The following is a 12,792-nucleotide window of genomic DNA, read 5'->3' on the forward strand; positions in this document are numbered from 1 at the left end:
ATAAGCATCAAAGACTATCGGGAGGAAAGATGTCCAATTCTACGACCGGCGCGGTTGACACGCATCGAAGTTACAGCGCCCTGGCGGGACCAGCGATCATGCTGCTCGGCATGTTCATGTTCTCGCTGAACGATGCGATGGGAAAGTGGCTCGTCGCAAGCTATGGCCTCGGACAGGTGATCCTGATCCGAAGCATCGCCGCGCTTCTTATTCTGGCTCCTTTCCTTTGGCGCGCCGGATTGAAACCGATCATCGAAGCCGAACGTCCAATGATGCAGGCCGCGCGCGTTATGTTTTCCACCCTGGAGGTCTTCTGCTTCTATTACGCGGTCATGTATCTGCCGCTCGCCGACGTCATGACCTACTGGCTAGCAGCGCCGATCTATGTTGCCGCCGCCTCTCCGTTGTTGCTCGGCGAAAAAGTCGGCTGGCGGCGCTGGACCGCGATTGCGATCGGCTTCGTCGGCGTGATCATCACACTGGAGCCATCGGGCGCCATGTTCACCTTGCCTGCGGTGATCTCGATTGTCGGCACCCTCGCCTTCGCCTTCATGCTGCTGTCGGGGCGTAGCCTCCGTGGAACGCCGGACAAGACGCTTGTATTCTTCCAGCTTCTGGGCGCCGGCCTCGCTGGACTGGTGTTTGCACCTTTCGACTGGTCACCGGTCACCTCGGCAGCCGATTTCGGGCTCCTCTGCCTGCTCGGCGTTGTCGCCATGGGCGCCCACATCCTGGTGAACCGCGCCCTGAAGATCTCCGACGCCGCAACCGTCGCCCCACTTCAGTATACGCTGCTTCTCTGGGCGATCATCTTCGGCTGGCTGTTCTTCGGCGATGTGCCAAGAGCGACCATGCTGCTCGGCGCGTCCCTGATCGTCGGTTCCGGCATGTTCATCTTTTTCCGGGAACAGCAGTTGAAGAAGCGCGACGCCGTCCTTCCGTCGGTTCCCGAATAAGCCGACGGCTTTTCGCCCTTTGCTGAAATACCTCACAAAAAAGCCCGCAACGGTCTCCGTTGCGGGCTTCTTTCGGCCCGGCTAATGCCGGATCCTGGGAGGTTACTTGCGGATCTCGGCAAGCTCGGCAAGAATGCCATCGACAACGTCTGCGCCGATTTCAGCCTTGTGCTTCTCGTAGACGACCATGGACTTCTCGCGGATACGAGCCTGCTCTTCCGGCGAAAGCACGTTCACTTCCAGACCGGCAGCCTTGATCTTCTCAAGCGACTTCTTGTTCAGGTCGCCAATGACCTGACGCTCGACGTCACGACCGACGACAGCGCATTCCCGCAGTGCAGCCTGCTCTTCCGGCGTGTAGGTGTCGAAAATTGCCTTGGAGAAGAGGAAGAGGAACGGCGTGTAGGCGTGGTTCGTCTCGGTAACGTACTTCTGCACTTCGAAGAACTTCGAGGTATCGATCGTCACGTAGGGGTTTTCCTGCGCGTCGATGGTCTTGGTTTCAAGAGCCGAGAAGACTTCGCCGAAAGCCATCGGGGTGGCGTTGGCGCCGAGGTTCTGGAAGGTATCGAGGAACACGTTGTTCTGCATGACGCGAACCTTCATGCCCTCGAAGTCTTCCCACTTCGTAACAGGACGAACCGAGTTCGACAGGTTACGGAAGCCGTTTTCCCAGTAGGCGAGGTTCACGAGACCGACAGCGGCCATCTTCTCGTTCATCATGTCGCCGAACTTGCCGTCGAGAACCTTGTAGGCTTCCTCGGAGTTGGCGAACAGGAACGGCAGATCGAACACGCCGAGCGCCGGCTCGATACCGACGAGCGGCGAAGACGACGTTACGACGGCTTCCTGGATGCCGGAACGCAGTGCCTGGGTGGCCTGAAGGTCACCGCCGAGTGCGCCGCCCCAGAAAGCCTGCAGCTTCAGCTTGCCGCCGGACTTGTCGTCCAGGCACTTCTGCATGGCCTCGATGCCGTTACCGACCGGGTGGTCGGCGTTGATGCCATTGGATACACGGATCGTGCGGTCGTTGAACTCCGCAAACGCCGGGGCCGCGGCCGAGCAGGCGAAAGCCAGAGCAGTGGTGGTCAGAAGAAGCTTTCTCATAATATCCTCCCTTTGGATCTTGGTGGAAAAAGGTCTGGGTTAAAGTCCCATCACCGCAGCCATTGCGCTGGCACGGTGATGATTTCGGGGAACAGGACAAACAGCATCAGCAGGGCCACCTGCGCGAGCAGGAAGGGCAGGATGCCGGTGACGACCTTGCCGAGCGGCACGCGTCCGACGCCGCTGACGACGTTGAGCACCACGCCGACCGGCGGCGTGATCAGGCCGATGCAGCAGTTCATGATGAACATGACGCCGAAGTATATCGGATCGATCCCTGCCTGCTTGATGATCGGCATCAGCACCGGCGTCAGGATCAGAATCGTTGGCGTCAGGTCGAGTGCCGTTCCGACGATCAGGATCAGCACCATGATGGCCAGCATCAGCAATTTCGGCTGATCGATCAGCGGCGCAATGTAGCGCGTGATCTCGCCCGGAATGTTGGCGGCGGTGATCAACCAGGCGGACACCAGGGCCGCACAGACAAGGAACATGATGACCGCAGTCGTCTTGGCCGCCTGCAGGATGACTTTCGGCAGGTCCTTGGGCTTCAGTTCGCGATAGATGAACACGCCAACAAACAGCGCATAGAAGGCCGCGATGACCGCCGCTTCCGTCGGCGTCACGACGCCGGCCTTGATGCCGCCGAGGATAATGACCGGCATGCCCAGCGCCCAGGCCGCGCGCCCCGTAGCCTGCACACGGGCCGACATCGGCGCCTTCGGCAGCGGCTGGATATTATCCTTCCGAACCACGACCTGCCAGGTCAGGATCAAAGACAGACCCATCAGCAGACCCGGCACGATACCGGCCATGAAGAGCTGGGTGATCGACACGTTCGCCGACACGCCGAAGACGATGAACGCCATAGAGGGCGGAATGACCGGAGCGATGATGCCGCCCGAGGCAATGAGGCCCGCCGATCGGGGAACGTTGTAACCGGCCTTCGCCATCATCGGAATGAGAATCGCGGCGAGCGCCGCCGTGTCGGCCGCAGCCGAACCGGAGATACTGGCCATGATCACGGCCGCCATGATGGCAACGATGCCGAGACCACCGCGGATGTGTCCGACGCATGCGATCGCGAACTCGATGATCCGCTTCGACAGACCGCCGGCGTTCATCAACTCACCGGCCAGGACGAAGAAGGGAATTGCAAGCAGTGTGAATGTATCGGCGCCAATGATCATGTTCTGCGCGATGATCTGGCTGTTGAACATCCCCATGAACCACATGAGGATGACGCCGCAGAACATCAGGGCGAACGCGACCGGCACGCCGATCGCCATGGCACTGAGGAGGGAACCGACGAATACCAGAAGAGTCATCAGGAACGCTCCGACAGATGCTCGATAGTCATGTTTTCGCCGGCGAATGCGGCAAGCTCTTCATCGGTGATCCGGCCCGTTACCACGCGAAGCAGGCGTTCAAGGGCAATGATCACGCAACCCGCGCCCGTGAAGAAACCGATGCCGTAAACGAAACCCATCGACAGGCCGGTAACCGGCGCGCTCATGCTCCAGTTGATCGGGAACTGCTTCCAGGTACCCCAGAAGAAAATCGCAGAGACACCGATGATCAGGATGTTGCTGAGCGCCATGCAGATGACACGGCCCTTCCGGCCAAACATCGCGACGAGCGTCTCGACACCCATGTGCCCGTGCTCGCGGAACGCGACGACGGCGCCGATGAACGTAACCCAGACGAAGAAGTACCGGGCGAGCTCGTCCGAGACCGTCAGGCCCGAATTGAAGGCGTAGCGCAGCACGACGTTGACGAACACCATCACCGCCATGCCCGAAAGCAGGAAGATCAGGAGGACGTCGAGAAGTCGATAAAAGAGATCAATGAGCTTTTGCACCGTATCCTCCCCCTATCTTTCTACAGAAGTCCGCGCTGGGCGAGGTTCTTCATGAGCGCGCCGGTGCCGAAGGTCCACTCCGGGCAGGCATCGCTGCGATCGACCCAATTGACCAGGCGCCCCAGTTTTGCCGTGGCGATTTCGACGCGATCACCGATTTCATGGGTGAACCCTTGCCCGGCTCCACGCCGATCCTTGACCGGCGCGAACATGGTTCCGAGGAACAGAACGGCTCCGTCCGGATATTGGTGATTTCGGTTGCGCAGCTGCGCTGCCAGGTTTTCCGGCGAACGGCTGATCGCTTCCATCGGGCTTTCGCCCGTCATTTCGAACCCGTCCTCACCCTTGACCAGCAGTGAAACCTTCACTTTGCGCAGGTCGTCGATGGTGAAGTTTTCATCGAACAAACGAATGAACGGCCCGATCGAGCAGGATGCATTGTTGTCCTTCGCCTTGCCAAGCAGGAGAGCGGAACGGCCTTCAACATCACGAAGGTTCACGTCGTTACCGAGCGTGGCGCCGAGAATGGTCCCGTCGGAACGGATCGCCAGAACGACCTCCGGCTCCGGGTTATTCCACTGCGAAATCGGGTGGATACCGACCGTCGCGCCACAGCCGACGGACGACATGGGCTGGGACTTCGTGAAGATTTCCGCGTCGGGACCGATACCGACCTCGAGATACTGTGACCAGAGACCCATGTCCTGCAGCAGGGCCTTGACCTTGGCCGCCTGTTCCGAGCCGGCGACCACGCCGCGGAGGCTGTCGCCAAGGACGGGCGCGAGTTGTTCACGGATAACAAGCGCCCGCGATGAGTCGCCCTTGGCCTGCTCCTCGATCACACGCTCCAGCATGCTGTCGGCGAAGGTGACGCCGGCCGCCTTGATGGCCTGCAGATCGACAGGCGCAAGGAGTTCGCCGAGTTCGCCCGAAAGGAAGCCATCGAGCGCGCCGAGATCCCGCAGGTCAGCTGCGGACCGAAGGCGCGCGACGAGGTTATCCTGCTCGAAGAGGAAGGAGACTGTTGCGGCGATCGACGACAGATCGAAGACGTGACCGTCGCGGACCAGCACCGGACAGGGCCCATTGGCGACCTTGGACCAGACACGTCCGACCAGCAACGCTTGGCCGGAATCATCCGGCAGTATCGTTGCAGTATGAAGCGCATGTCTGGATTGCAAGACCAACCTCCTCGTGCTGTTCCAGGTCGACCCTCCAGCCAACCTGCCGTATTGTCAGGATGTCTGACAACATTTCAGGGTGTTTTTAGTCGTACTTTTCATTGGTGTCCAGCCGGGAAATTGCCACCGTCCCAAATGCCGTTAACGACATCGAAAGACGGCGATTTTCGACGTGGCGCAGCCTCAATAGGTCTGCAAGACCAGCCCGAGCCGCCCGGCCGCTCCCTGCAGATGCGCCCTCATTGCATCGCGGGCCTTCACCGGATCGCGTGTCTTCACAGCATCCCGGACAGCCACATGCTCGGCAATCGTCACCTCGACGATCTCCTCCAACACAGCCGTCGCCCTTGCGGCGTTGATCGCGAGACTGATCCGCTCCGCAATGAAACCGATGAAAAGAGAGAAGTATTCGTTCTTGGTGGCGACACCGATGGCGCGGTGAAAGGCGAGATCGGCCACGATCCCCTGCTCCGTCCATTTGTCGGCACCCGTCATCTGAGCCAGCGTCTGGTCGAGCTTGGCGAGGTCGGCGGCATCATGGTGAAGCGCGGCCAGGCCGGCCGCCTCAATCTCCAGCGGCACGCGCAGCTCGAAAAGATCGCGGAAGCTCGATCGATCGTGCAGGGCATCCTGCTCGATCCTGAGGGAAGACCGTGACGCGAGCTCGGTGACAAACGCACCAACCCCCTGCCTCGTCTCCACCAGCCCTTCATTGCGCAGTTGCGCGATCGCCTCGCGGACCACCGATCGGCTCACGCCGAAACCCTTGGCCAGCACATGCTCCGTCGGCAGCTTGGCGCCCGGCGAAAGTTTGCCCTCCGCGATGTCACGCCCTATCTGCCCCGCGATCCGCGACGGCAGATGTTCCGTGCGCCTGATCTGCGCGAAATCCATCGACATGAGTTTGCACCTCCCTGCACCCTCGTCGGTTTTCTACGAATTGCCCCCGAAATTCAATTGGCATCCGGGGTTCATGATGAAGGCAGGGTCGATCGCGGCCTTCAGCGACGTCAGCAACTTGCGACGAACATCAGGAAGCCGCTCTTCATAATCGCTTCGCTTGAGCCGGCCGATCCCATGCTCGGCGCTGATCGAGCCCTCGTAGCGGTCGAGAACCCCATTGATCGCTTTCTTTGCCTTGTAGATCCGCTCCGCACTCTCTTCGGGGGAAAGGTCGGACGGCGGCAACACATTGAGGTGAACATTGCCGTCGCCAACATGCCCGTAGGATACGTTGATGCAGTCAGGCACGACCTCCAACACCGCAGCCTCGGCATCGCGAACGAAATCCGCAAGCCGGGAGAGCGGCACCGAGATATCCGTGCGCAGATGCGGACCGCGCTTGGCCTGTCCCTCATTCATCCCCTCGCGGAAAAGCCAGAGGCTGCGCGACTGGTTGGACGACGTGGCGATGACGCCGTCGGCAACGACGCCCTCTTCCATGACCGTCTCCAGAAAACGCTCCATCAGATCGTCGATATCGACCAGACCCGAACCGGACATCTCCATCAGCACATAGGCAGGGTAATCGGCGTCGATCGGCATCATGAGATCAGGCATCGCCTCGCGCGCCAGAACGAAGGCGAGCGGCGGCATGAATTCAAACGCCGACATCAGGTCGCAGCAATCGCGACGCGCCCTTCGATAAAGGGCAATGGCGTCATTCAGCGAATTGAGGCCCAGCAATGCCGTTGCGACCTGCTCGGGTTCCGGCATCAGCTTGACGGAAACCGCCGTGATTATGCCCAGTGTTCCCTCTGCCCCGATGAACAGCTGCTTGAGATCGATACCGCGATTGTCCTTGCGAAGCGTCGACAACCCGTTGAAGATTGATCCATCAGGGAGCACGACCTCAAGGCCGAGGACCAGTTCACGCGTCATCCCGTATCGCAACACGTTGATGCCGCCGGCATTTGTCGAGACATTGCCGCCGATCCGACAGGAGCCCTGCGCTCCGAGAGCGAGCGGAAAGAACATGCCTTCTTTCGCGACCGCATCCTTGAATTCCGACAGAATGCAGCCGGCCTCGACGACTGCGGAAAAATCATCCGGGTCGATCCGACGAACGCGCGTCATACGCTCCAGGCTGATGACCACCTGGCTCTCGGGCTGGTCCGGGGTGGCGCCAAGCACCAGTCCGGTGTTTCCGCCTTGCGGCACGACGGAGAGACCGAGATCGACACACGCCTTTACCGCTGCGGCGACGTCCTCCGTCGACCGCGGCCGCAAAACGGCCACCGCACCGGTCGTCACGTCGCCATGCCAGTCGCGGCAGTAGCGCAACACGTCCTCGCCAGCGAGAACGAGATCGCTACCGAGCGCCTTCACGAGGTGCGCGACCTTGTCCTCGACATCAGCCGCGTTTCCAGTCCTGCTGACCTGCCCGTCCACCTGTCGTCTCCTACCTATCCCCATCGGACCGGTGACGGTCCGAACTATTCTGTTTTCAACGCCATCATATAAGGTTATCAGACAACCTTACAAATGTTTTGTTGAGGCGGCCCTGAACTCCCGAATGCCGCCTTCGTCTAGAGGAGGAATCTCATGCATATCCTGATCATCGGAGCCGCCGGCATGGTCGGTCGCAAGCTGGCCGAACGTCTGGCCAAGAACGGACAGCTCGACGGCAAGGCCGTCGAGAAGATGACGCTTGTGGATGTCGTCACACCCGCCGCTCCGGCCGAATTCAAGGGCGAAAGCATCCTTGAGACCATCGATCTGTCGGCTCCCGGTGAGGCGGAGCGCCTGATCTCCAGCCGTCCCGATGTCATCTTCCACCTCGCCGCCATCGTCTCCGGCGAGGCCGAATTGGACTTCGACAAGGGCTACCGCATCAATCTCGATGGAACCCGCTATCTCTTCGACGCTATACGCATCGCCCACGGCCAGGATGGCTACAAGCCGCGCGTCGTCTTCACCTCCTCGATCGCCGTCTTCGGCGCGCCCCTGCCCTATCCGATCCCGGACGAGTTCCACACGACGCCGCTCACCAGTTACGGCACGCAGAAGGCGATCTGCGAGCTCCTGCTGTCGGACTACTCGCGTCGCGGTTTCTTCGACGGCATCGGCATCCGCCTTCCCACGATCTGCATCCGCCCCGGAAAGCCCAACAAGGCGGCATCCGGCTTCTTCTCCAACATCCTGCGCGAACCGCTCGTTGGCCAGGAAGCCGTTCTGCCGGTCTCCGACGACGTCCGCCATTGGCACGCCTCGCCGCGCTCGGCTGTCGGCTTTCTCATCCATGGCGCAACCATCGACGTGGAAAAGGTCGGTCCGCGCCGCAACCTCTCAATGCCGGGCTTGAGCGCCACCGTGGGTGAGCAGATCGAGGCGCTCCGCCGCGTCGCCGGCGAAAAGGCGGTCAAGCTGATCCGTCGTGAGCCTGACGAAATGATCATGCGCATGTGCGCCGGCTGGGCTCCCGGCTTCGAGGCCAAACGGGCGACAGCCCTGGGCTTCACCGCCGAAAAATCCTTCGACGAGATCATCAGGGCGCACATCGAGGACGAGCTGGGAGGAAAGCTCTGATGACGGACACCGCGACGAAATCCCGAAACATAGCCTTCCTCGGCACAGGCCTGATGGGCGCGCCGATGGCGCTTCGGCTGCTGGGTGCAGGTTTCGAGGTCACGGTCTGGAACCGCGACACAACAAAAGCCGACGTGCTGAAGGCCGATGGCGCCGTCGTCGCCGAGTCGGCGGCAAAAGCCGTTGACGGCGCCGATATCGTCTTCACGATGCTGAGCGACGGCAAGGCCGTGACGGACGTCCTGTTCAGCCAGGGCGCGGCCGACGCCTTGAAGACGGGCGCGATCGTCATAGATACCTCGTCCATCGCTCCACCCATTGCCCGCGAGCATTCCGAAACGCTTGCGAAACGTGGCGTCCACCATCTCGACGCCCCGGTCTCGGGCGGCACGGTCGGCGCCACTGCCGGCACGCTCGCGATCATGGCCGGAGGCGACGGAAAAATCGTCGAAAGCCTCGCGGACGTGTTCGCACCCCTCGGCCGCGTCACCCATGTAGGCCCTTCCGGTGCGGGCCAGATCTGCAAGCTTGCCAACCAGCAGATCGTCGCCATCACCATCGGCGCTGTCGCCGAAGCCATGATCCTCGTCGAGGCCGGTGGTGCCAGCCGCGAGAAATTCCGCGATGCGATCCGCGGCGGGTTCGCCGAAAGCCGCATCCTGGAACTTCACGGCAAGCGCATGGTGGACCGGACGTTCCAGCCGGGCGGTCCATCGCGCCTGCAGCTCAAGGACCTCGACGCCGTGGCAGCCATGGCAGAACTCTTCAGTCTCGAGCTGCCACTGACCGGAATGGTCCGCAACGAGTTCCGGGATTTTGTCTCCGACGGTGGCGGGGACGTTGACCACAGCGGCCTGCTGCTGCATCTGGAAAAAATCAACAACCGTCAGACGGAGGAAAACCGGTGAGCGAGGACAAGAAACAAACCCGCAGGCTTCGCTCGCAGGACTGGTTCGACAACCCCGATCACCTGGACCTGACCGCGCTCTATCTCGAACGCTTCATGAACTACGGCATCACGCCGGAGGAACTGCGCTCGGGCAAGCCGATCATCGGCATCGCCCAGTCAGGCAGCGACCTCAACCCGTGTAACCGCCACCACCTAGAACTTGCCAGGCGACTGCGCGACGGTATCCGCGACGCCGGCGGCATCGCAATCGAGTTCCCGACCCACCCGCTGTTCGAGAACTGCAAGCGCCCGACTGCCGCGCTCGACCGCAACCTTGCCTATCTTGGCCTCGTCGAGATCCTCTACGGCTATCCGCTCGACGGCGTCATCCTCACGACCGGCTGCGACAAGACCACGCCATCGGCCTTGATGGCGGCCTCCACCGTCGACATCCCTGCCATCGTCTTCTCCGGCGGCCCGATGCTCGACGGCTGGCACGACGGCGATCTCGTTGGCTCCGGCACCGTGATCTGGCGTTCGCGCCGCAAATACGCCGCCGGCGAAATAACCCGTGAGGAATTCCTGGAAGCTGCGCTCGATTCCGCCCCCTCGGTCGGCCACTGCAACACCATGGGCACGGCCTCGACGATGAATGCCATGGCGGAAGCGCTCGGCATGTCGCTTACCGGCTGCGCCGCCATTCCCGCCGCCTATCGCGAGCGTGGCCAGATGGCCTATCGCACCGGCCGCCGCGCTGTTGAACTCGTGCTCGATAACATCCGTCCGTCGGATATCCTGACGCGCGAAGCGTTCCTGAACGCGATCAAGGTCAACTCCGCCATCGGCGGATCGACCAATGCCCAGCCGCACCTGATGGCCATGGCAAAGCATGCCGGCGTGGAGCTTCTGCCGGAGGATTGGCAGGTCCACGGCTATGACATTCCGCTTCTTGCCAACGTCCAGCCGGCGGGTGCCTATCTCGGCGAACGCTTCCACCGCGCCGGCGGCGTGCCGGCGATCATGTGGGAATTGTTGCAGGCCGGAAAGCTCGACGGTAGCTGTCCGACCGTCACCGGCAAGACCATGGCGGAAAATCTGGAAGGCCGTGAATCCGAGGATCGCGAGGTCATCAAGCCTTTTACCGATCCGATGCGCGAACGCGCCGGCTTCCTGGTGCTCAAGGGCAACCTGTTCGACTTTGCGATTATGAAGATGAGCGTCGTGTCCGAAGGCTTCCGGCAACGCTATCTGCAGGAGCCCGGCCGCGAAGGCGTGTTCGAGGGCAAGGCTGTCGTCTTCGACGGTTCGGAAGACTATCACGCCCGCATCAACGACCCCTCGCTCGATATCGACGAGAACACAATCCTCGTCATCCGTGGCGCGGGTCCCATGGGCTGGCCGGGTTCGGCCGAGGTCGTCAACATGCAGCCGCCGGATCACCTACTCAAGAAGGGCATCCTGAGCCTCCCGACGATCGGCGACGGTCGCCAGTCCGGGACTGCCGACAGCCCGTCGATCCTGAACGCCTCGCCCGAAAGCGCGGCCGGCGGCGGTCTCGCCTGGGTTCGCACTGGCGACATCATCCGCATCGACTTCAACGAGGGCCTCTGCAACATGCTGGTCGACGATGCCGAGATCGCACGTCGGAAGGCGGAAGGCATCCCGAAGGTGCCTGCCGATGCCACGCCCTGGCAGATGATCTACCGCCAAACGGTAACGCAACTCGCGGACGGCGCGACGATCCGGGAAGCCGACAAGTTCCGGCAACTCTCGAAGACACCGCCGCGTCACAACCACTGACGAAAGACGATCGCGCGTGATGACCTCACGCGCGATCACATCCTCGTTTCGGATTTGATTTGCGCGCGGGGAAGCCCCACTTATAGGCGGAACCCAACCCGAAAGGAGAATTGCATGACGACGACCACCGAACGTGCCGTCCTGGCAGGCGGATGTTTCTGGGGCATGCAGCAGTTGATCCGCCGCATGCCGGGCGTGATCTCCACACGCGTCGGCTACACCGGCGGCGACGTGCCCAATGCCACCTATCGCAATCATGGCACTCACGCCGAAGGCATCGAGATCGTTTTTGATCCCACGAAGACCAGCTATCGCGATATCCTGGAGTTCTTCTTCCAGATTCATGATCCCTCGACAAAGAACCGCCAGGGCAACGATGTCGGCATGAGCTATCGCTCGGCGATCTACTACACCAGCGATGAGCAGAAGCGCGTCGCCGAGGAGACGATCGCAGACGTCGACGCATCAGGTCTGTGGCCTGGCAAGGTCGTGACGGAAGTCGAGCCGGTCGGCGATTTCTGGGAAGCTGAGCCCGAGCACCAGGACTATCTGGAGCGTTATCCGAACGGTTACACCTGCCACTTCCCGCGCCCCAACTGGAAGCTGCCCCGCCGCGCGGCCTAAGTTTTCCTGGATAGAGAATGCGCCGTCGGTCCATGACCGGCGGCGTCGTCATTTCCAGGTTCCCGATATCAGAGCACGGCGCTCATGCCGCCATCAACATAGATGATCTGGCCGTTGACATAATCCGACGCGCTCGACGCCAGAAAAATGGCGGCGCCGCAAAGTTCCTCCGGCCTGCCCCAGCGCCGTGATGGCGTCCGCCCCTTCACCCAACTGTCGAACTGCGGATTGCTGGTCAGCGCCTGGTTCATATCGGTCAGCATGTAACCAGGACCAATGGCATTCGACTGGATACCGTGCTCCGCCCATTCGGCTGCCATGGACTGGGTGAGGAGCCGGATTCCACCCTTCGCGGCCGTATAGGGCGCCACGGTCGGGCGGGCGAAATTGCTCATCAGCGAACCGACATTAATGATCTTGCCCTGACCACGCGGGATCATCCGTTTTGCCGCCTCTCGAGCGACGAGGAACGCGCTGGTGAGATTGGTGTCGAGTACCTTGTGCCATTCGGCAGCGGTGAACTCGACAAGCGGCTTTCTGAGCTGGATGCCGGCATTGTTGACGAGGATGTCGACCGCGACACCGTCCGCGTCCAGACGCTCGAACGCTCCGACGACGGCCGTCTCGTCTGTGACGTCGAAGGCTTCCGCCCGTACCCGGTATCCCTTGTCCGTCAACTGTGCGGCGGTGCCATCCAGTCGGGCGTCGTCAACGCCGTTGATGACGATATCGGCACCAGCTGCTGCGAAGGACTCGGCAATGGCAAGACCGAGGCCACGGGACGACCCGGTGACGAGAGCAGTCTTGCCTTCGAGGCTGAACAGGGACGCCGTCATATGCAAACTC

The 12,792-nt window shown here is 61.5% G+C and carries 12 protein-coding genes; 5 read left to right on the forward strand and 7 right to left on the reverse strand.

The features are described from left to right. Positions 1–29: 29 nt before the first annotated feature. The gene (locus tag J5J10_RS21400; protein WP_211931662.1) at positions 30–956 is read left to right on the forward strand and encodes a DMT family transporter; all 927 of its coding nucleotides are present in this window, start codon (positions 30–32) and stop codon (positions 954–956) included. 102 nt (positions 957–1,058) lie between these two features. On the opposite strand, the gene J5J10_RS21405 is transcribed toward J5J10_RS21400, so the two are convergent. From J5J10_RS21405 to J5J10_RS21430, 6 genes are all read right to left on the reverse strand, one after another. Further along, entirely contained in the window at positions 1,059–2,063 is a 1,005-nt protein-coding gene (locus J5J10_RS21405; RefSeq protein WP_211931663.1) for a TRAP transporter substrate-binding protein, read from the reverse strand. Positions 2,064–2,113: 50 nt separating this feature from the next. Next, positions 2,114–3,391, reverse strand: coding sequence for a TRAP transporter large permease subunit (locus J5J10_RS21410; RefSeq protein WP_208553783.1), 1,278 nt, complete (start codon positions 3,389–3,391; stop codon positions 2,114–2,116). Continuing rightward, positions 3,391–3,924 carry a TRAP transporter small permease gene (locus J5J10_RS21415; RefSeq protein WP_211931664.1) on the reverse strand — a complete coding sequence of 178 codons (534 nt, stop codon included), beginning with the start codon at positions 3,922–3,924 and terminating at the stop codon, positions 3,391–3,393. Before J5J10_RS21415 ends, J5J10_RS21410 begins: the two co-directional genes overlap by 1 nt. A 20-nt stretch (positions 3,925–3,944) precedes the next feature. Continuing rightward, positions 3,945–5,105 carry a fumarylacetoacetate hydrolase family protein gene (locus J5J10_RS21420; protein ID WP_211931665.1) on the reverse strand — a complete coding sequence of 387 codons (1,161 nt, stop codon included), beginning with the start codon at positions 5,103–5,105 and terminating at the stop codon, positions 3,945–3,947. Positions 5,106–5,288: 183 nt separating this feature from the next. Beyond that, entirely contained in the window at positions 5,289–6,005 is a 717-nt protein-coding gene (locus tag J5J10_RS21425; RefSeq protein WP_211931666.1) for a FadR/GntR family transcriptional regulator, read from the reverse strand. Positions 6,006–6,038: 33 nt separating this feature from the next. Then, entirely contained in the window at positions 6,039–7,433 is a 1,395-nt protein-coding gene (locus J5J10_RS21430) for an FAD-binding oxidoreductase (RefSeq protein WP_349252106.1), read from the reverse strand. A gap of 216 nt (positions 7,434–7,649) precedes the next feature. Here J5J10_RS21430 and denD point away from each other — a divergent pair, with 216 nt between their 5' ends. The 4 genes from denD (at position 7,650) to msrA (ending at position 11,946) form a co-directional block, all read left to right on the forward strand. Further along, positions 7,650–8,633 (forward strand): D-erythronate dehydrogenase, encoded by a 984-nt coding sequence (denD, locus tag J5J10_RS21435; protein WP_211931668.1) that lies wholly within the window; start codon positions 7,650–7,652, stop codon positions 8,631–8,633. Further along, positions 8,633–9,541, forward strand: a complete 909-nt coding sequence (locus tag J5J10_RS21440; RefSeq protein ID WP_211931669.1) for an NAD(P)-dependent oxidoreductase — start codon at positions 8,633–8,635, stop codon at positions 9,539–9,541. The genes denD and J5J10_RS21440 overlap by 1 nt, the downstream gene beginning before the upstream one ends. Beyond that, a complete protein-coding gene (locus J5J10_RS21445; RefSeq protein ID WP_211931670.1) occupies positions 9,538–11,322 on the forward strand; it encodes an IlvD/Edd family dehydratase in 1,785 nt (594 codons plus the stop codon). The genes J5J10_RS21440 and J5J10_RS21445 overlap by 4 nt, the downstream gene beginning before the upstream one ends. A 114-nt stretch (positions 11,323–11,436) precedes the next feature. After that, a complete protein-coding gene (gene msrA, locus J5J10_RS21450) occupies positions 11,437–11,946 on the forward strand; it encodes a peptide-methionine (S)-S-oxide reductase MsrA (protein ID WP_208553776.1) in 510 nt (169 codons plus the stop codon). 68 nt (positions 11,947–12,014) lie between these two features. Here the strand turns inward: msrA and J5J10_RS21455 are convergent, their stop codons facing one another. Further along, a complete protein-coding gene (locus tag J5J10_RS21455; protein WP_211931671.1) occupies positions 12,015–12,782 on the reverse strand; it encodes an SDR family oxidoreductase in 768 nt (255 codons plus the stop codon). Positions 12,783–12,792: the final 10 nt, after the last annotated feature.

The sequence above is a fragment of the Ciceribacter sp. L1K23 genome, from assembly GCF_018122705.1.
Taxonomy (GTDB): Bacteria; Pseudomonadota; Alphaproteobacteria; order Rhizobiales; family Rhizobiaceae; genus Allorhizobium.

What these genes read in the sequence shown, in the direction of transcription:
- denD (WP_211931668.1), top strand. Translation starts at nt 7,650, where the DNA reads ATGCATATCCTGATCATCGGAGCCGCCGGCATGGTCGGTCGCAAGCTG.
- J5J10_RS21405 (WP_211931663.1), bottom strand. Translation starts at nt 2,063, where the DNA reads ATGAGAAAGCTTCTTCTGACCACCACTGCTCTGGCTTTCGCCTGCTCG.
- J5J10_RS21425 (WP_211931666.1), bottom strand. Translation starts at nt 6,005, where the DNA reads ATGTCGATGGATTTCGCGCAGATCAGGCGCACGGAACATCTGCCGTCG.
- msrA (WP_208553776.1), top strand. Translation starts at nt 11,437, where the DNA reads ATGACGACGACCACCGAACGTGCCGTCCTGGCAGGCGGATGTTTCTGG.
- J5J10_RS21410 (WP_208553783.1), bottom strand. Translation starts at nt 3,391, where the DNA reads ATGACTCTTCTGGTATTCGTCGGTTCCCTCCTCAGTGCCATGGCGATC.
- J5J10_RS21400 (WP_211931662.1), top strand. Translation starts at nt 30, where the DNA reads ATGTCCAATTCTACGACCGGCGCGGTTGACACGCATCGAAGTTACAGC.
- J5J10_RS21455 (WP_211931671.1), bottom strand. Translation starts at nt 12,782, where the DNA reads ATGACGGCGTCCCTGTTCAGCCTCGAAGGCAAGACTGCTCTCGTCACC.
- J5J10_RS21440 (WP_211931669.1), top strand. Translation starts at nt 8,633, where the DNA reads ATGACGGACACCGCGACGAAATCCCGAAACATAGCCTTCCTCGGCACA.